We start from the raw sequence: 17,175 nt of genomic DNA on the forward strand, positions 1-17,175 counted from the left end.
ACAGCTACAGCTACAACTACAACTACAGCTACAGCTACAGCTACAGCTACAGCTACAGCCGCTGGATGATCGTCCCCGTCGCCACCGCACCGCCCGCGCACATGGTGATGAGCGCGAACTCCTTGTCCCTGCGCTCCAGTTCGTGCAGGGCCGTGGTGATGAGCCGCGCCCCCGTCGCCCCCACCGGGTGCCCGAGGGCGATCGCGCCACCGTTCACGTTGACCTTCTCGAGGTCCTGGCCGAAGACCTGCGCCCAGCTCAACACCACCGAAGCGAAGGCTTCGTTGATCTCGACGATGTCGATGTCCTTCAGGGACATCCCCGCCTTGCCGAGCACGGCGCGCGTGGCGTCGACCGGCCCGTCGAGGTGGAAGTGCGGATCGGCGCCGACGAGGGCCTGCGCGACGATGCGCGCCCGCGGCTTCAGCTTGAGGGCGCGCGCCATCCGCTTGGACGCCCACATGAGGGCCGCCGCGCCGTCGGAGATCTGCGAGGAGTTGCCCGCGGTGTGCACGGCGGTCGGCATGACCGGCTTGAGGCGGGCGAGCCCCTCCATCGTGGTGTCGCGCAGCCCTTCGTCGCGGTCCACGAGCCGCCACATGCCCTGCCCGGCGGCCTGCTCCTCCTCCGTGGTGGGCACCTGCACGGCGAACGTCTCCCGTTTGAAGCGTTCCTCGGCCCAGGCGACGGCCGCCCGCTCCTGCGAGATGAGGCCGAGCGAGTCCACGTTCTCGCGGGTGAGGCCGCGTTTGCGGGCGATGCGCTCGGCGGCCTCGAACTGGTTGGGCAGGTCGACGTTCCACTCTTCGGGGAAGGGCTTGCCGGGTCCGTGCTTGGAACCGGAGCCGAGCGGTACGCGTGACATCGCCTCGACGCCGCAGCTGATGCCGACGTCGATGACGCCCGCCGCGACCATGTTGGCCACCATGTGGCTCGCCTGCTGGGAGGAGCCGCACTGGCAGTCGACGGTGGTCGCCGCGGTCTCGTACGGCAGCCCCATGGTGAGCCAGGCGGTGCGCGCCGGGTTCATGGACTGCTCCCCGGCGTGCGTCACCGTGCCGCCGACGATCTGCTCGACGCAGTCGGCGTGGATGCCGGTGCGGCCGAGGAGTTCGCGGTAGGTCTCACCGAGCAGATAGGCGGGGTGGAGATTGGCGAGCGCCCCTGAGCGCTTGCCGATGGGCGTGCGTACTGCTTCGACGATGACGGGTTCCGCGGCCATGGGCTCGTCCTCCCTCTCCACGTCCCGCGAGCCGTCCCGGCGGCTCGCGAGTGGAACTAGTACGCGTTCTAGTTCTGCCCTGCAGTCTGCTGAGCGCGACCGGGGTGCCGCAAGGGTCTTGCACGCATTGCGCGCAGGACCCGCACGCAACCGGACCCGCTCTGGGCCTTGCCTCTTGTAGAACCCGTTACTACCTTGCGAGCCAACCATCCTGATGGGCCGTCAGAAATACGAGTGACCCGACCGTCGGAAATCAGCCCACGCCTGGAGTTGCCGATGCCCTGTCCCGCGCTGCCCGACGGGTTCGACTTCACCGACCCCGACCTGCTCCAAGAACGCGTGCCCCTGCCGGAGTTCGCCCGGCTGCGGCAGACGGAACCGGTGCGCTGGATCGCCCAGCCGCCGCGGATATCCGGCTACGACGACGCGGGCTACTGGGCCGTCACACGGCACGAGGACGTCAAGTACGTCTCCACGCACCCGGAGTTGTACTCCTCCAACCTCAACACCGCGATCATCCGCTTCAACGAGACGATCACCCGGGACCAGATCGAGGTCCAGAAGATGATCATGCTCAACATGGACCCGCCCGAGCACACCCGGGTCCGCCAGATCGTGCAGCGCGGCTTCACCCCGCGCGCCATCCGCTCGCTGGAGGACGCGCTGCGCGCCCGCGCCGGGTCCATCGTCGAGACGGCCCTTGCGAACGCGGGCCCCGACGGGTCCTTCGACTTCGTCACGAACGTCGCATCCGAGCTGCCGCTGCAGGCCATCGCCGAGCTCATCGGCGTACCCCAGGCGGACCGCTCCAAGATCTTCGACTGGTCGAACAAGATGGCGGCGTACGACGACCCGGAGTACGCCATCACCGAGGAGGTCGGCGCCGAGGCCGCGATGGAGATCGTCTCCTACGCGATGAACCTCGCCGCCGCCCGCAAGGAGTGCCCCGCCAAGGACATCGTCAGCCAGCTGGTGGCCGCCGAGGACGAGGGCAACCTCTCCTCCGACGAGTTCGGCTTCTTCGTCATCCTGCTCGCCGTGGCCGGCAACGAGACCACCCGCAACGCCATCACCCACGGCATGCACGCCCTCCTGACCCACCCGGAGCAGTGGGAGCTCTACAAGCGCGAGCGCCCGGCGACCACGGCGGAGGAGATCGTGCGCTGGGCGACCCCCGTCGTCTCCTTCCAGCGCACCGCCACCCAGGACACGGAGCTCGGCGGCGCACGGATCAAGAAGGGCGACCGGGTCGGCGTCTTCTACTCCTCGGCCAACCACGACCCCGACGTGTTCGAATCACCGGAGAAGTTCGATGTCACCCGCGACCCCAACCCGCACCTCGGCTTCGGCGGCGGAGGCCCGCACTTCTGCCTCGGCAAGTCCCTCGCGGTCCTGGAGATCAACCTCATCTTCAACGCCATCGCCGACGCCATGCCGGACCTGCACCTCACCGGCGACCCGCGCAGACTCCGCTCGGCCTGGCTGAACGGCGTCAAGGAGCTCCGAGTCAGCACGCGGACGTGAGGCCTATCAGGTCAATTACGTTTACGAAACCAACGTTTCCGTTGCATCCGACGTCTGGGGAAGTGAACCTTGCCTTCCCCGGACTCGAACGGAAACGGTGGCCGTGGCCTCTGCCGACGTAACGCTCGCCCCGTCCGACCGCACGTCCTCGGGCCGGAACTCACCCTTCCGGCCCTTCTTCCGGCGCCACCGCGTTCCCCTCCTGGCCACGCTCCCCACCCTTCCCCTGTACGTCGTGTGGGCGGCGTTCCTCGCCACGGGCGGCGGCGATCTCGCGGCGCAGGAGGCGTGGGCGCGGTTCGCGTCGGAGCACGGCACGGCCGCGTACAACCTCTTCTGGTACGGCGGCATGCACACCGCCAACTACAGCCTCATCTCGCCGTACCTGATGGCGGCGCTCGGCGTGCGGACCGTCACGGTGCTCTCCGGTGTCGCGGGCGCCTGGCTGGTCGCCGCGCTGATCGCGCGCTCCGGGATCCGCAGGCCGCTGTGGCCCGCCGTGCTCGCGTCGCTCGCGGTGTGGTGCAACGTCGCATCGGGGCGTACGACCTTCGCGCTCGGCCTCGCCTTCGGCCTCGCGGCCTGCCTCGCGCTGGTGCGGCAGCGGCGCACGGTGGTCGCGGTGGTGTGCGCGGCGCTGGCCACGATGGGCTCCCCGGTGGCGGGGCTCTTCCTCGTCGTCGCGGGCGCGGGGTACTTCTTCGTACGCGACTGGGCGCGGTCGGCCGCGCTGATCCTGCCGCCGTTCCTGGTCGTCGGGGCGACCACGCTGCTCTTCCCGTTCACCGGCGAGCACCTGATGCCCTTCGACCGGATCTTCCCGCCCGTCCTGTTCAGCCTGGCGCTCATCGTCGCGGGCCCGCGCGAGTGGCGGGTGCTGCGGTGGGGCGCGGGCGTCTACGCGGCCGGGACCGTCCTGACGTATCTCATCCCCTCCCCCATCGGCACCAACGTCGAACGGCTCGCGGAGCTCGTGGGGCCCGCGCTGCTGCTCGCCGCGCTGCTCGTGCCGGGCCTCACCCGGGCCCGCAGGGTCGTCCTGACGGTGGCGCTCGTGCTGTCGTCGGCGTGGGTGACGCAGAAGACCCTCGACGACCTCGCGGTGTCGACGAAGGTCCCGAAGTGGGCGGTCGACACGCACGGCGTGGTGCGGGAGCTGGAGCGCCTGGAGGCCAACCGCACCCGCGTCGAGGTCGTCCCGACCCGCAACCACCGCGAGGCCACCGCGCTGGCCCCGTACGTGAACATGGCGCGCGGCTGGAACCGCCAGCTCGACATCGAGCGCGGGAGGCTCTTCTACGACGGTTCGTTCTCGGCCACCACCTACCGCGAGTGGCTCGACCGGTGGGCCGTCGGATACGTGGTGCTGCCCTCGGGCAAGCCGGACGGCTTCGCCGAGGACGAGGCGGCACTCGTGGCGAGCAGACCCACGTGGCTGAAGCCGGTGTGGAAGGACGAGCACTGGCAGATCTTCAAGGTGAAGGACCCGGTGCCGCTGGTCTCCGAGCCGGCGGCCGTCGTCCGCTCCACCGGGTCGAACGTGGTGGTGCGCGTGCCCAGGCGCGGCTCGGTGACGGTGCGGCTCGTGTACTCGCCGTGGCTCCGGGCGGAGGGGGCCTGCCTGAAGCCGCAGGGCGAGTTCACGCGCCTGTCGGTGCCCGCGCCCGGAACGTACGAGATCAGCTCGGGGTACGGCCCTTCGCGGAGCCGGTCCTCGACGTGCCGGTGACGGGGGTCGTGCCGGTGCCCGCCTTCTGTGGTTGCTGCCGCACCCGCGGCCCCGAAAGCACGTAGGTCAGGCCGAAGCCCGCGCCCACGACGGCCGCGCCGCCCACCGCGTCGAGGACCCAGTGGTTGCCGGTGCCGACGATCGCGCAGACCGTGAAGAACGGGTGCAGCAGGCCGAGCGCCTTCATCCACCGGCGCGGCGCGAGGACCACGACGACCAGACCGCACCACAGCGACCAGCCGAAGTGCAGCGAGGGCATCGCCGCGTACTGGTTGGTGAGCTCCGTCAGCGTGCCGTAGTCCGGCTGGGTGAAGTCCTGCACGCCGTGCACGGTGTCGATGAAGCCGAGCTCCGGCATCAGACGCGGCGGCGCGAGCGGATACGCCCAGAAGCCGATGAGCGCGAGGACCGTCGCGAAGCCGAGCGCGGAGCGCGCCCAGCGGTAGTCGGCGGGCCTGCGGATGTACAGGACGGCGAGGACGCTCAGCGGCACCAGGAAGTGGAACGACGTGTAGTAGAAGTCGAGGAAGTCCTCCAGCCGGCCGGTCCGCGCCGTCAGATGGTTGAACCAGTGCTCGACGTCGATGTGCAGGAACTGTTCGATCGCGTGGATCTGCGCGCCGTGCTGCTCGGCGTCGGCCCGGCCCCCGGAGATCGTGCCGCCGGTCGCCGCGAGCCTGACCTGCTGGTAGGCGGAGTAGCCGACGCGGATGAGGAGCAGTTCGAGCAGGAGGTTCGGGCGGGCGAGGACGCGCCGCCAGAACGGGACGAGCGGGATGCGGCTCCAGCGGGCGGGGACGGGTTCGGCGTACTCGGTGGGGATGGGCTCGCGGTACTGCGGGTGGGAGCGGGACAGGAACGGTACGGCGACGGCCGCGGCGAGCGCCGCGATCAGCACGATGTTGTCGCGGACCGGTTCGGTGACCGGCATGTTCGGCAGCATCATCTTGGCGGGCAGCGTCGACACGAGGATGACGGCCACCGGCCACACGTAGCGGTCGGACTGCCGCTTGCCGACCCGGCCGACCACGGCGAAGAGCACCCACAGGAGCTGGTGCTGCCAGGTGGTCGGCGACACCGCGACGGCGACGCAGCCGGTGATCGCGACGGCCAGGAGCAGCTGCCCGTCGCGCGCGTAGCGCACGGCGCGGCGCAGTCCGACGGCGATGACGGCCAGGCCGAGCACCACGAAGACGGCGATCTCCGGCGGGCCCTCGAGACCGGCACGGAGCAGCATGCCGTGCAGCGACTGGTTGGCGTTGGCGTCCGGGTCGGCGCCGAGGCCGGTGCCGGCCAGGTGGTGGATCCAGTACGTCGTCGAATCGCTCGGGATCACGGCCCAGACGAGCGCGGTGACGGCGGCGAAGGTGCCCCCGGTGGCGGCGGCCGCCTCCTTCCGGCCGGTGAACCAGAGCGGCACGGCGAAGAGCAGCATGGCGGGCTGCAGGGCGGCGGCGACACCGATGAGGACGCCGCAGCTCCGCTGCCCGCGGACCGCGAAGAGGCCGAGGAGGACGAGCAGGACCGGCAGGATGCTGGTCTGCCCGAGGTACAGGGTGTTGCGGACCGGCAGCGACAGGATGAGCAGGCTGACCGCGACCGGGGCGGCGAGCAGCGAGGTGCGGCGGGAGACGGGCTGCGGCAGGGCGCGGGCGGCGACCACGCCGAGCACGACGACGAGTCCGAGGGTGCCGAACGTCCACCCCCAGCCGAGGGCCTGTTCGCCCGCGCGGGTGAGGGGTTTGAGGACGAGCCCGGCGAACGGCGTGTCGGTGAACTTGTCCGCGTCGTAGAAGGACCCGTTCACGTGCAGGACGCCCTCGGGGCCGATCCACGTCTCCAGGTCCGTCAGGCGCTCGCCCTCGGGTGTCCGCAGGACGACGGCGATCTGCCGGATCGCGAGGACGGCGGCGAGCAGCCAGAGGAGGACTCGGGCCGCTCCCGCCCGCGGCCCGGGCCCGTCGGCCCGCCCCGCTCCCAAGACATCGCCCGGTCTCCTGCGCTCAACGTTCTGCACGCCCCGTCGGCCCTCCCGCCTGTGTCAGTCCTCGCCTCTGCCGTTCTGCCGTTCTGTCGTTCTGCCGTTCTGTCGTTCTGCCGTGAAGTTCTCGTCCCCGATATGAGGACGTCCGCCACCCCCATTTCACCTGGCGGCCACATCGCTTTCCATCACATTCGTCCGAAACACGGAGGCGCTTGTGAACTCCGTAAGCGTGCGGTTCCTGCCTCCGGCCGCGACAAAGATCACATGGCCGCATAACTGGCCCCACCTGGGGAAAAGCCGTTTGACCTGCATAGCAGCGGTTTTGCGGCACTGTGCGGCCGACCGGACACCGACCGTAATGACGCCGCTTGCCCCTATGGTCGCTTTTCGGGCCGCTCCGGGTGACCGGGTGCGGCCCCTGTCTTTGTCGTCGACCGAAAGCAGGCGAGCGAACCCTTGGCGAGCGCCACCCCCGTCGCACTACGGAAGCCCGAGCCGTCGGACGCACCCCTGCCCGAGGTCACTCCCGAGGTCACCGTCACGGACCCCGCGATGGTGAAGCGCGCGGTGAAGGCGGCCGCCCTCGGCAACGCGATGGAGTGGTTCGACTTCGGCGTCTACAGCTACATCGCCGTGACGCTCGGCAAGGTCTTCTTCCCCTCGGGCAACCCGACGGCGCAGCTGCTCTCCACGTTCGGCGCGTTCGCCGCGGCCTTCCTGATCCGGCCGCTCGGCGGCATGGTCTTCGGCCCGCTCGGCGACCGCGTCGGCCGCCAGAAGGTCCTCGCGCTCACCATGATCATGATGGCGGCGGGCACGTTCGCGATCGGCCTGATCCCGTCGTACGCGTCGATCGGCGTCTGGGCGCCGGTCCTGCTCCTGGCGGCCCGCCTCGTGCAGGGCTTCTCCACGGGCGGCGAGTACGCGGGCGCCTCGACCTTCATCGCCGAGTACGCGCCCGACAAGAAGCGGGGCTTTTTCGGCAGCTGGCTGGAGTTCGGCACGCTGGCGGGTTACATCGGCGGCGCGGGCCTGGTCACCCTGATGACGGCCCTGCTCTCCTCCGACGACCTGCTGTCCTGGGGCTGGCGCATCCCGTTCCTGATCGCGGGCCCGATGGGCCTCATCGGCCTCTACCTCCGCATGAAGCTGGAGGAGACCCCGGCGTTCGCCGCGGAACTCGAGAAAGCCCACCAGTCCGAGCAGACCCGCGCGAAGGTGCGGCTGCGCGACATGGTCACGGGCCAGTGGAAGGCCCTCCTCCTCTGCATGGGTCTGGTCCTCGTCTTCAACGTCACGGACTACATGTTGCTGTCGTACATGCCGAGCTACCTGACCAGTGAGCTCAAGTACGACGAGACGCACGGCCTCCTGGTCATCCTGGCCGTCATGGCGCTCATGATGTGCGCCCAGCCCTTCATGGGGGCGCTCACGGACCGGGTGGGCCGCCGTCCGGTCATCGCCGCGGGCTGCGCGGGCTTCTTCCTGTTCTCGGTCCCGGCACTCCTCCTGATCCGCAACGGGTCCCTGTGGGCGATCGCGCTGGGCCTCGGCGCGCTCGGCATGCTCCTGGTCTGCTTCACGGCCTCGATGCCGTCGGCCCTCCCGGCCCTCTTCCCCACGAAGGTCCGCTACGGCTCCCTCTCCATCGGCTTCAACATCTCCGTCTCCGTCTTCGGCGGCACGACACCGCTGGTCGTGACGGCGCTGATCGGCGCGACGGGCGACAAGATGATGCCCGCGTACTACATGATGGCGGCGGCGGTCATCGGCGGAATCGCCGTCTGGTACATGACGGAATCGGCCCGCAAGCCACTGCCGGGTTCGCCGCCGGCGGTGGAGACGCCCGCCGAGGCGCGAACGATGGCTCTACGCCCGACCGACTGACACCGCGCAGCCCGCGACGGCGAGCGGCCCGGACGTGGCTGAGGACCGGACTACTCAGGGGCGCGGGGAACTGCGCAATCTTTAAGGGGCGCGGGGAACTGCGCGATCAACCCCCACCGCCCCGCAGGGATCCCGCCCCCGCCGGCAAGGCGACCTGAGAAACTGACGGGACAGTCGCACAGTCCGACCACCGCTCAGCCGAAGGGACCCCCCGGCCACATGACCCAGGAACAGTGGGACTCCGTCGACGACTACTTCACCGACCTCCTCGCCCCCGCCGACGACGCCCTGACCGCCGCCCTGCGCGACAGCGACGCCGCCGGCCTGCCCCGCATCGCCGTCGCCCCGAACCAGGGCAAGCTGCTCCACCTCCTCGCCCAGATCCAGGGCGCCCGCCGCATCCTGGAGATCGGCACCCTCGGCGGCTACAGCACCATCTGGCTGGCCCGCGCCCTGCCCGCCGACGGCCGTCTCGTCACCCTCGAGTACAACCCCGCGCACGCCGACGTGGCCCGCGGCAACCTCGCCCGCGCCGGACTCGACAAGATCGTCGACGTCCGCGTCGGCGCCGCCCTGGACTCGCTCACCGTGCTCGGCGCCGAACACGCCGCGCACCCCGAGCCCTTCGACCTCGTCTTCATCGACGCCGACAAGGCCAACAACGCGCACTACCTGCGGTGGGCGGTCGAACTGACCCGCCCCGGCAGCCTGATCATCCTCGACAACGTCGTACGGGGCGGCGCGGTGGCCGACGCCGACGGCACCGACCCGGCGATCCTCGGCACCCGCTCCGCACTCGAACTCATCGCGGAGCACCCCAAGTTGACCGGCACGGCGGTACAGACGGTGGGCAGCAAGGGCTACGACGGCTTCGCCCTGGCCCGCGTACTCGCCTGACCCAGCACTGGCGGGTTACCCCCTCAACCCTCGTGGAAATACCCGACGTTCACGCTCCGCGGCCCGGACCGTTCCTGGATGACGATCTCGCCCGAGCCGCCCCGGGGCAACGGCGCGGCCCCTCCGTACGCGAGGGACCGCGCCGTACCACCGGACAGCAGCCGCACCTCGGAAGCCGGATCGGGGTTCGAACCGCGCAGCCAGCTCACGGACCACGCGCCGTCGGGCCCGCAGCGGAACTCCAGGTGCGTACGGGAGACGAACAGCCAGTCGTCGGGCGTCACCAGACGGCACACGTTCCTGTCCCGCCCGACCCGCAGCACCGCACCCGGCCGGCTCGGCGCCTCGGCCATCAGCATGCCCGCGGTGGCGCCCGCGTCCGCCTCGGACACCGAGGCCATGGTCAGTTCCAGCACGTAGGCACGCTCCTTCGACTCACCACGGCGCGCACGTGTCCGGCGGTTCTCGCGCTGCCGCATCCTATGGGCCGCCAAGCGGACTGAGGACCCCAGACCCAAGCCCGTGGACCGAGGCTACGCACAGCCCCCGTTTGGCGGCCCGATTCCGGGCAACTCGTTCCGGGGAACGGGTGTCGGGGCCCCTGCCGGGCCCCGCGCCCCAGGCCGATCCCCGAGCCGAAAAGGGCACCCACCCATGTCCACACTCATGATCATTCTGCTGATCGTGGCGGTCGTAGTCATCGCCGCCGCCGCGTTCGTCGTGCTGAACCGCAGGCAACAGGGTGCGGGCGGCAGGCGCGGACTGCAGCGCCGCTTCGGACCCGAGTACGACCGCGCGGTCGCCCGCCACGACGGCGACACCAAGGCCGCCGAGCGCGACCTCGGCGAGCGGGTGAAGCGCCACGGTTCCCTGCGTGTGCGGCCGCTGGACGCCGCCGCGCGTGAGCAGTACACGGCCCGCTGGACCGTCGCCCAGGAGCGCTTCGTCGACTCCCCGCGCGAGGCCGTGACCGAGGCGGACCGCCTCATCGCCGAGCTGGCCGGCGCCCGCGGCTTCCCCGACGCCGGGCACTACGAGGACCAGATCGACGCGCTCTCCGTCCACCACGCCCACCACGTCCACGGCTACCGCAAGGTGCACCGCGCGGCCCTCGGCACGACGGGCACCATGGGCACGGACCCCATGGGCACGGAGGCGACGGGTGTGGAGCGCACCGGCGGCGCCGGCACCGAGGAGATGCGCGCGGCGCTGCTCGAGGCGCGCGGGCTCTTCGAGGCGCTGGTGGCGGAGCACCGCTCCGACGCCGACGCGACGCCCACGACGTCCACGACGGGCCGGCACGACACCCGCAAGCACTCGACCGGCATCACCCACAAGGGGGTCCAGCATGGCTGACGTACATCCCGAAGGGACCGCTCTCTTCCCGATCGACGCGCGCGACAAGCTGACCCTGCGCCTCCAGAACGCCGTCAACGGTTTCGTCGACAGCCCCCGCGACGCGGTCGAGAACGCGGACCGCATCCTGGAGGAGGCGATAGCCGACCTCACCCACACGCTGACGGAGCGCCGAAACGCCCTGCGAACGACATGGCAGTCCCACGCGACGGAGGTCCCCCCGACCGCCCCCGACACCCCGGCGAGCCCCGCCGCCGGCACCGCCACCGGCACCACCCCCGCGGCAACACCCCCGGCAGGCGACACGGAGCAACTCCGCCTGGCCCTCCAGGACTACCGCGAGACAGCGGAACGCCTCCTGCGCCTGTGACGGCACCCCTGTCCACAGGCCCCCCGGACCGAGCCCCGGGGCCCCACCCGCCGGACCTCCGTGACATCCGGCCGCGGGGCCCCGGGGCTCACGCCGCTCCGACACCCCCGTACGGCAGGATGGCCGTATGAGCGTAGTCAAGATCAACGTCCTCACCGTCCCCGCCGACCAGCGCGAAACCCTCGAAAAGCGCTTCGCCTCCCGCGCCGGCGCCGTGGAGAACTCCGACGGCTTCGAGTGGTTCGAACTCCTCCGCCCCATCGAGGGCACCGACGACTACCTGGTCTACACGCGCTGGCGTGACGAGGAGTCGTTCCAGGCCTGGATGGAGGGCCCCATGAAGTCGGCCCACCAGGGCACCGGCGACCGCCCGAAGCCCGCCGCGAGCGGCTCCTCGGTCTGGTCCTTCGAGGTAGTCCAGCAGGCGGCGCCCAAGGGCGAGTAGCGCGCGACGCCGCGGGTGGTGGGACGGGTGCTTAATCCGTTGCGCGACCCCGTCCCCCTCCGCCCAGAATGCGCGTATGACCGATCCTGTCACCGTCGCCCCCGCCGCCGAATCCGCGATCTGGAGTGTCGCGGCCGAGGCGTATGACTCCGATGTCGCCCGTGCGCTCTGGCGTGCGTACTACACCGAGGTCAGCGATCGCTGGTATCTGCTGCACGAGGGGCGGGTCACGGATCCCGCGGAGCTGGAGCGGGAGATCGCCGCCGAGTCCGGGGGCGATCTCTCGGCGCCGGGCGGGGTGCTGTTGGTCGCGCGGTACGGCGGGGAGGCCGTCGGTACCGCCGGTGTGCGGATGCTCGATGCCTCGACCGCCGAGCTCAAGCGCGTGTTCGTACGCGAGGACATGCGCGGCAAGGGCGGCGCCGCCGTCCTCCTCGCCGCCGCCGAGGACGCGGCCCGGGCGTTGGGGGCCGGGCGTCTCATCCTCGACACCCGGACCGACCTCGTGGAGGCCCGTGCGCTGTACGCGCGGCACGGCTACGAGGAGACCGAGCCGTTGACCGAACGGCCGTACGCCGAGCACTGGTTCGCCAAGGTGCTTGGCTGACATCTGTCGGCGGCTCACGGCGTCACGCCGCGCGTACCACCGTCACGCCACGCGTACCACCGTCGCGCCGTCTCCCCGTGGCCGCTCCGACTCCGAGCCGCACAGTTCCGAGCTGAGCTCCTCGACCAGTCGGCCGAGGTCCGTGGGGCGGTCGGGGTGCCACCAGTCGCCGAGCAGCTCCGAGAGGGACTCCTCGCGCGCCTTGGCCAGCGTGGCCGCGACCTCGTGGCCCTGCGGGGTGAGCACCATCTCCAGGCCGCGTCGGCGCGCGAGGCGCCGTTCCTCGACCTGGCGGGCGGCCGCGGTGATGACGGTCAGCGGCACCGTGGTCCGCTGGGCCAGGACGCCCGGTTCGACGGAGCCGTGGCGGGCGATGCGCAGGAGCAGCCAGCTCGACGCGGGCAGCAGGTCGTGGCCGGCCCGCGCCGTGATCTTCTCGTAGATCGCGCGCCGGCCCTCGCGCGTCCCCAGCACCGAAAGGGCCCGCGCGCACTCGTCGTACGACGAACGTTCCACCGGATTGCTGGCCAGCGTCTGCGTCGGGTCGGGCGCCGTGACCGAGGCGCGCAGCTTGTCCTCGCGCAGGAACCAGGCGAGGACGAAGGCGGCGAAGGCGACCGGCGCCGCGTAGAGGAAGACGTCCGTGATCGACGAGGCGTAGGCGTGCAGGGCGCCGGGGCGCAGGTCTGCCGGGAGGCGTGCGATGCCGCGCGGGTCCGCCTTGAGGGTGCTCACGCTCAGCCCCTGCGGCAGTTGCTGCCCGGCGAGCGCGTCGGTCAGCTTGTCGCCGAGCCGGTTCGTGAAGATCGTGCCGAAGATCGCGACACCGAAGGACGCGCCGATGGAGCGGAAGAACGTCGCGCCGGACGTGGCGACGCCCAGGTCCTCGTAGCTGACGGCGTTCTGCACGATGAGGACGAGGACCTGCATGACGAGGCCGAGTCCCAGGCCGAAGACGAAGAAGAAGGCGCTCATCTCGGCGGTACCGCTGTTCTCGTCCAGCTGGTGGAGGAGGACCAGGCCGATCGTGGTGACGGCCGTGCCCGCGATCGGGAAGACCTTCCAGCGGCCCGTACGGCTGACGATCTGCCCGGACGCGGTGGTGGAAAGCAGCATGCCCGCCACCATCGGCAGCATGTGGACGCCCGACATCGTGGGCGTGACTCCCTGCACGACCTGGAGGAAGGTCGGCAGATACGTCATCGCCCCGAACATCGCGAAGCCCACGATGAAGCTGATCACCGCGGACAGCGTGAAGGTGCGGATCCGGAAGAGTTTGAGCGGCAGGACCGGTTCCGCGGCCCTGCGCTCCACCGCCACGAACACCGCGGCCAGCACCACGCCGAGCACCGCGAGCCCGATGATCTGCGCCGACCCCCATGCCCACGTGGTGCCGCCGAGCGACGCGACGAGGACGAGGCAGGTGGCCACGGAGGCGATGAGGAACGTGCCCAGGTAGTCGATGGTGTGCCGGGTGCCGCGCACCGGGATGTGCAGGGTCGTGGCGATGACGACGAGCGCGATGACGCCGATGGGCAGGTTGATGTAGAAGACCCAGCGCCAGCTGAGGTGCTCCGTGAAGAGTCCGCCGAGCAGCGGTCCCAGGACGCTGGTCGCGCCGAAGACCGCGCCGAACAGGCCCTGGTACTTGCCGCGTTCGCGCGGCGAGACGAGGTCGCCGACGATCGCCATCGACAGCACCATCAGACCGCCGCCGCCGAGTCCCTGCAGTGCGCGGAAGCCGATGAGCTGCGGCATGTTCTGCGCCATGCCGCACAGCGCCGAGCCGACCAGGAAGATCGCGATCGCGGTCTGGAACAGCTTCTTGCGGCCGTACTGGTCGCCGAGCTTGCCCCACAGCGGCGTCGCGGCCGTCGCGGCCAGCATGTACGCGGTGACGACCCACGACAAATGGTCCATGCCGCCGAGGTCACTGACGATCGTCGGCAGCGCGGTGGAGACGATCGTCTGGTCGAGCGCCGCGAGCAGCATGCCGAGGAGCAGCGCGCCGATGGAGATCAGTACGCCTCCGGGCGGATGCCCGTTGCCTGTGTGTACGGGGACAGGGCCGGGTCCCTCCCCGGTGGGGCGGGCGCTGACGTCCTGCGACATGGACACCTCCCGAGGGGTCCGCGTTCTCTTACCATCCTGGTCCGTGTCTCCCGTTATGGCCTGTTGAAGCGAGGCTCTGCATAATCCTTGGAGCTCCGGGGGCGGGCGGGACGACGGATGGCGGACGGCGGGACGGGACGGGACGTACGAGGGGAGGGGCGGGCGTGGCCGGTCAAGGAGACGGGGAGCGACCCACTGAGGCCGAAGCTGCGGCCGAAGGTGGCGGGGCGGGTGACGGCGTGGAGCGGGCGAGGGCCCGGTCCGCCGCCGGTGCGGCCGCCGCGGACTTCGATCCGCTGCGCATACGGCCGTACGTTTCGCTGCCCGACCCCGCCGGGTCGTCCTCCGAACGGCCCGAGGACGACGGCGTACGTTCCTTCGCCACGGAAGGGGACGCGCCCACCGGTGCCGGTACGGAGGCGGAGGCAGGCACGGGTACGGGCACGGTTAAGGGCACGGAAGCCCGTGCCGACCTCCACGGGAACGCCGACGCCGAACCGCACGAGAAGCGGAGCCTCCGCAAACGCCCCCTCGCCCTGCTCGCCCTCGCCGGTGCCGTCACGGCCGTGACCGCCGCCACCGTCTTCGCGGTCGGGCTGCTCTCCTCCGCCGCGGACGGGCCGACCCGGGACAGGGCGCTCCCGGACGACCTCACGTCGGCGTACGCGGACCCCACGAAGCCCGCGGTGCCCTCCGCGAACGCGCCCGCGTCGTCCTCGCGCACCCCTTCCGCCCCGCCGAGCGCCCGCTCCTCGCAGTCACCGTCGTCCACCCGCTCGTCGACGGCGCCCCCGTCCTCGTCCCCGCCCTCGTCCGGACCGCCGTCGACGGCACGGGCGTCGGGGTCGGTCGGGACGTCCGCGTCACCGCCGCGCGGGACGGCCGACGTCACGTTGCGGCAGGGAGACAAGGGAGCGCAGGTCAGGGAGTTGCAGGACAGGCTGGCGCAGCTGTACCTGTACGTGGGTGAGCGGGACGGCTCGTACACGTACGAGGTCACGGCCGCCGTACGTCGCTACCAGTGGGCCCGCGGCCTGAGGGACGACCCGCAGGGCGAGTACGGACGCGAGACGCGCCGCAGCCTGGAGTCGGAGACGACGGAACCCGGGTGACGGAACCCGGATGACGTAAGCCCGACCGACGGGGCGCCCGGAGCCTCCAAGCCTCGGCTCAGCCGAACGTGAGGCGTATCGACCCGTCGCCCGCGTCGGCGACACCCACCGTCGTCAGGTCCTCGACGTGCACCGTGGGACCGAACCGCCCCGCACGCGGGCCCACGCCCACGACGCGCATACCGGCCGCCTGCCCCGCCCGTATCCCCGCCTCGGAGTCCTCGAAGACGATGCAGTCGGCCGGGTCGAGGCCGAGCGCCGCCGCCCCCTTGAGGAACCCCTCGGGGTCGGGCTTGCTCGCGCCGACGCTCTCCGCGGTCACCCGGACGTCCGGCAGGGCGAGCCCGGCCGCGGCCATGCGGCCCGTGGAGAGCGGCACGTCGGCGGAGGTCACGAGCGCGTGCGGCAGGCGCAGGTCGGTCAGCGCCGCGAGGAACGCGGGGGCTCCCGGAACGGGGACGACGCCCTCCATGTCGGCGGTCTCGGCGGCGAGCATCTCGCGGTTCTCCGCGTAGTTCTCCTCCATGGGGCGCTCGGGCAGCAGCACCGCCATGGACGCGTAGCCCTGGCGCCCGTGGACGACCTTGATGACCTCGTCGAAGTCGAGGCCGTGCCGCGCGGACCAGCGCCGCCAGCAGCGTTCGACGACGGCGTCGGAGTTGACGAGGGTGCCGTCCATGTCGAGGAGGACGGCGCGGGCGGTCAGGACGGGTGCGACAAGGTCGGCGGTCGTGGCCGTGGCCGTCATTGAAGTGCTCCAGAGCGCAGGGGCGGCGGCGGAAGATCAAGGCGGCCCCGCCCGCCGGTCAGGGAGTACGGGCGGAGCCACTTTGTTCCTGCACGGTACAAAACGCGGGCGGCAAAAGCCAACGCCGCAGGTCACACCGGCCAAGGCGGCCCAAATGGGACGGCCTCAACTCGGCGCGCCCGCCCCACCCGGCACACCCGCGAACCCGCGTCCGACCGTCACCCGGCGATCGCCTCGTAAAGGCTCCACACCCCGAGCCCCAGCATCAGCAGCGCCGCGATCTTCGTGATGAGCGCCAGCGGCACCCGCTTCATCAGCGCCTTGCCGCCGACGATGCCGAGCCCGGCCACCGCCCACAGGGCGAGCACCGCGCCGAGCCCCACGGAGATCGGGTCGTCGTAGCGGGCGGCCAGGTTCGCGGTCATGATCTGCGTCAGATCACCGAACTCGGCGACGAGGATGAGCATGAAGCCCGCGCCGGACACCTTCCAGAAGCTCTGGTTCTCCGGCTGCTTGACCTCTTCGTCGTCGTCACCGCCCTTGAGCAGCAGCATCGCCGCACCGGCCAGGAAGAGGACGCCGGTCAGGGCGTGGACCAGTTGCTGCGGGAGCAGGGTCAGCACGCTGCCCGCCGCGACGGCGAGCACCACGTGGACGAGGAAGGCGGCGGCGACGCCGGCGAAGACGTAGGAGGCGCGGTAGCGCGTGCCGAGGACGAGACCGGCCAGTGCCGTCTTGTCCGGCAGCTCGGCCAGGAAGACGACGCCGAAGACGAGCGCCATCACGCTGAAGCTGATCAAGGGTTCCTCAATCGGTCGGGGCCGCCCCACCGAGAGTGTTCCACCGTTTCGCGTACGACACCTCGGCACGGCAGCGCACACGGACGCACACGGGTGTGGACGTCTGGACGTACACGGATGTGGACGTCACGACGTACGCGTCATGCGTACGCCTGCACTGCTTGCCGAAGGTCTCGCTGGCCTGCCCCACGGGGCCTGCCTCCGGGCGCCGGCTCAGACGAGCTGAGCAGTATGTCGACGGTCCGGCGAAGAGCTACTCCCCTTCTGCGCCATCCATCGTACGGGACGGCGCACGGGGTCGCGATCAGGGACTTCCGGCCCGCGCCGGAGTGACCTGGGTCACGCGACCGCGCTCGTTCGTACGGAAATGCAACTTCCGTCC

General features: G+C 71.0%; 15 protein-coding genes. 9 read left to right on the plus strand and 6 right to left on the minus strand.

Features of this window, described 5'->3' with window-relative positions:
* Positions 1 to 52 precede the first annotated feature (52 nt).
* The gene (locus DEJ49_RS10465; RefSeq protein WP_150183881.1) at positions 53 to 1,222 is read right to left on the minus strand and encodes a steroid 3-ketoacyl-CoA thiolase; all 1,170 of its coding nucleotides are present in this window, start codon (positions 1,220 to 1,222) and stop codon (positions 53 to 55) included.
* Between the two features lie 276 nt (positions 1,223 to 1,498).
* Between DEJ49_RS10465 and DEJ49_RS10470 the strand changes: the two genes are divergently transcribed.
* Positions 1,499 to 2,746 carry a cytochrome P450 gene (locus DEJ49_RS10470; protein WP_150183882.1) on the plus strand — a complete coding sequence of 416 codons (1,248 nt, stop codon included), beginning with the start codon at positions 1,499 to 1,501 and terminating at the stop codon, positions 2,744 to 2,746.
* 103 nt (positions 2,747 to 2,849) lie between these two features.
* Entirely contained in the window at positions 2,850 to 4,475 is a 1,626-nt protein-coding gene (locus DEJ49_RS10475; RefSeq protein WP_411757149.1) for a hypothetical protein, read from the plus strand.
* Here the strand turns inward: DEJ49_RS10475 and DEJ49_RS10480 are convergent.
* The gene (locus DEJ49_RS10480; RefSeq protein WP_223832788.1) at positions 4,426 to 6,456 is read right to left on the minus strand and encodes a bifunctional glycosyltransferase 87/phosphatase PAP2 family protein; all 2,031 of its coding nucleotides are present in this window, start codon (positions 6,454 to 6,456) and stop codon (positions 4,426 to 4,428) included. The two genes, DEJ49_RS10475 and DEJ49_RS10480, sit on opposite strands and share 50 nt — an antisense overlap.
* A gap of 459 nt (positions 6,457 to 6,915) precedes the next feature.
* Between DEJ49_RS10480 and proP the strand changes: the two genes are divergently transcribed.
* A complete protein-coding gene (gene proP / locus DEJ49_RS10485) occupies positions 6,916 to 8,346 on the plus strand; it encodes a glycine betaine/L-proline transporter ProP (RefSeq protein WP_411757150.1) in 1,431 nt (476 codons plus the stop codon).
* 219 nt (positions 8,347 to 8,565) lie between these two features.
* On the plus strand, positions 8,566 to 9,243 hold the full coding sequence (locus DEJ49_RS10490) for an O-methyltransferase (protein ID WP_150183885.1): 678 nt from the start codon (positions 8,566 to 8,568) through the stop codon (positions 9,241 to 9,243).
* 23 nt (positions 9,244 to 9,266) lie between these two features.
* On the opposite strand, the gene DEJ49_RS10495 is transcribed toward DEJ49_RS10490, so the two are convergent.
* Positions 9,267 to 9,659 carry an FHA domain-containing protein gene (locus tag DEJ49_RS10495; RefSeq protein WP_150183886.1) on the minus strand — a complete coding sequence of 131 codons (393 nt, stop codon included), beginning with the start codon at positions 9,657 to 9,659 and terminating at the stop codon, positions 9,267 to 9,269.
* Positions 9,660 to 9,897: 238 nt separating this feature from the next.
* On the opposite strand from DEJ49_RS10495, the gene DEJ49_RS10500 reads away from it, so the two are divergent.
* The 4 genes from DEJ49_RS10500 (at position 9,898) to DEJ49_RS10515 (ending at position 12,021) form a co-directional block, all read left to right on the plus strand.
* Complete coding sequence (locus DEJ49_RS10500; RefSeq protein ID WP_190329311.1) at positions 9,898 to 10,599, plus strand: hypothetical protein; 702 nt, start codon at positions 9,898 to 9,900, stop codon at positions 10,597 to 10,599.
* Positions 10,592 to 10,969 carry a hypothetical protein gene (locus tag DEJ49_RS10505; protein ID WP_150183887.1) on the plus strand — a complete coding sequence of 126 codons (378 nt, stop codon included), beginning with the start codon at positions 10,592 to 10,594 and terminating at the stop codon, positions 10,967 to 10,969. Before DEJ49_RS10500 ends, DEJ49_RS10505 begins: the two co-directional genes overlap by 8 nt.
* 127 nt (positions 10,970 to 11,096) lie before the next feature.
* Positions 11,097 to 11,414: an antibiotic biosynthesis monooxygenase family protein gene (locus tag DEJ49_RS10510; protein WP_150183888.1), complete on the plus strand. Its 318-nt coding sequence runs from the start codon at positions 11,097 to 11,099 to the stop codon at positions 11,412 to 11,414.
* A gap of 76 nt (positions 11,415 to 11,490) precedes the next feature.
* Positions 11,491 to 12,021 carry a GNAT family N-acetyltransferase gene (locus tag DEJ49_RS10515; RefSeq protein WP_150183889.1) on the plus strand — a complete coding sequence of 177 codons (531 nt, stop codon included), beginning with the start codon at positions 11,491 to 11,493 and terminating at the stop codon, positions 12,019 to 12,021.
* Positions 12,022 to 12,063: 42 nt separating this feature from the next.
* Here the strand turns inward: DEJ49_RS10515 and DEJ49_RS10520 are convergent, their stop codons facing one another.
* Complete coding sequence (locus DEJ49_RS10520; protein ID WP_150183890.1) at positions 12,064 to 14,133, minus strand: MFS transporter; 2,070 nt, start codon at positions 14,131 to 14,133, stop codon at positions 12,064 to 12,066.
* A gap of 164 nt (positions 14,134 to 14,297) precedes the next feature.
* On the opposite strand from DEJ49_RS10520, the gene DEJ49_RS10525 reads away from it, so the two are divergent.
* A complete protein-coding gene (locus tag DEJ49_RS10525; RefSeq protein ID WP_150183891.1) occupies positions 14,298 to 15,245 on the plus strand; it encodes a peptidoglycan-binding domain-containing protein in 948 nt (315 codons plus the stop codon).
* Between the two features lie 58 nt (positions 15,246 to 15,303).
* Here DEJ49_RS10525 and DEJ49_RS10530 read toward each other — a convergent pair whose 3' ends face one another.
* Together DEJ49_RS10530 and DEJ49_RS10535 are read right to left on the minus strand one after the other, a co-directional pair.
* Positions 15,304 to 15,993 (minus strand): HAD-IA family hydrolase, encoded by a 690-nt coding sequence (locus DEJ49_RS10530; RefSeq protein WP_150183892.1) that lies wholly within the window; start codon positions 15,991 to 15,993, stop codon positions 15,304 to 15,306.
* Between the two features lie 218 nt (positions 15,994 to 16,211).
* Entirely contained in the window at positions 16,212 to 16,793 is a 582-nt protein-coding gene (locus tag DEJ49_RS10535; RefSeq protein ID WP_150183893.1) for a TMEM165/GDT1 family protein, read from the minus strand.
* Positions 16,794 to 17,175: the final 382 nt, after the last annotated feature.

This window comes from Streptomyces venezuelae, assembly GCF_008642335.1.
Taxonomy (GTDB): domain Bacteria; phylum Actinomycetota; class Actinomycetes; order Streptomycetales; family Streptomycetaceae; genus Streptomyces; species Streptomyces venezuelae_F.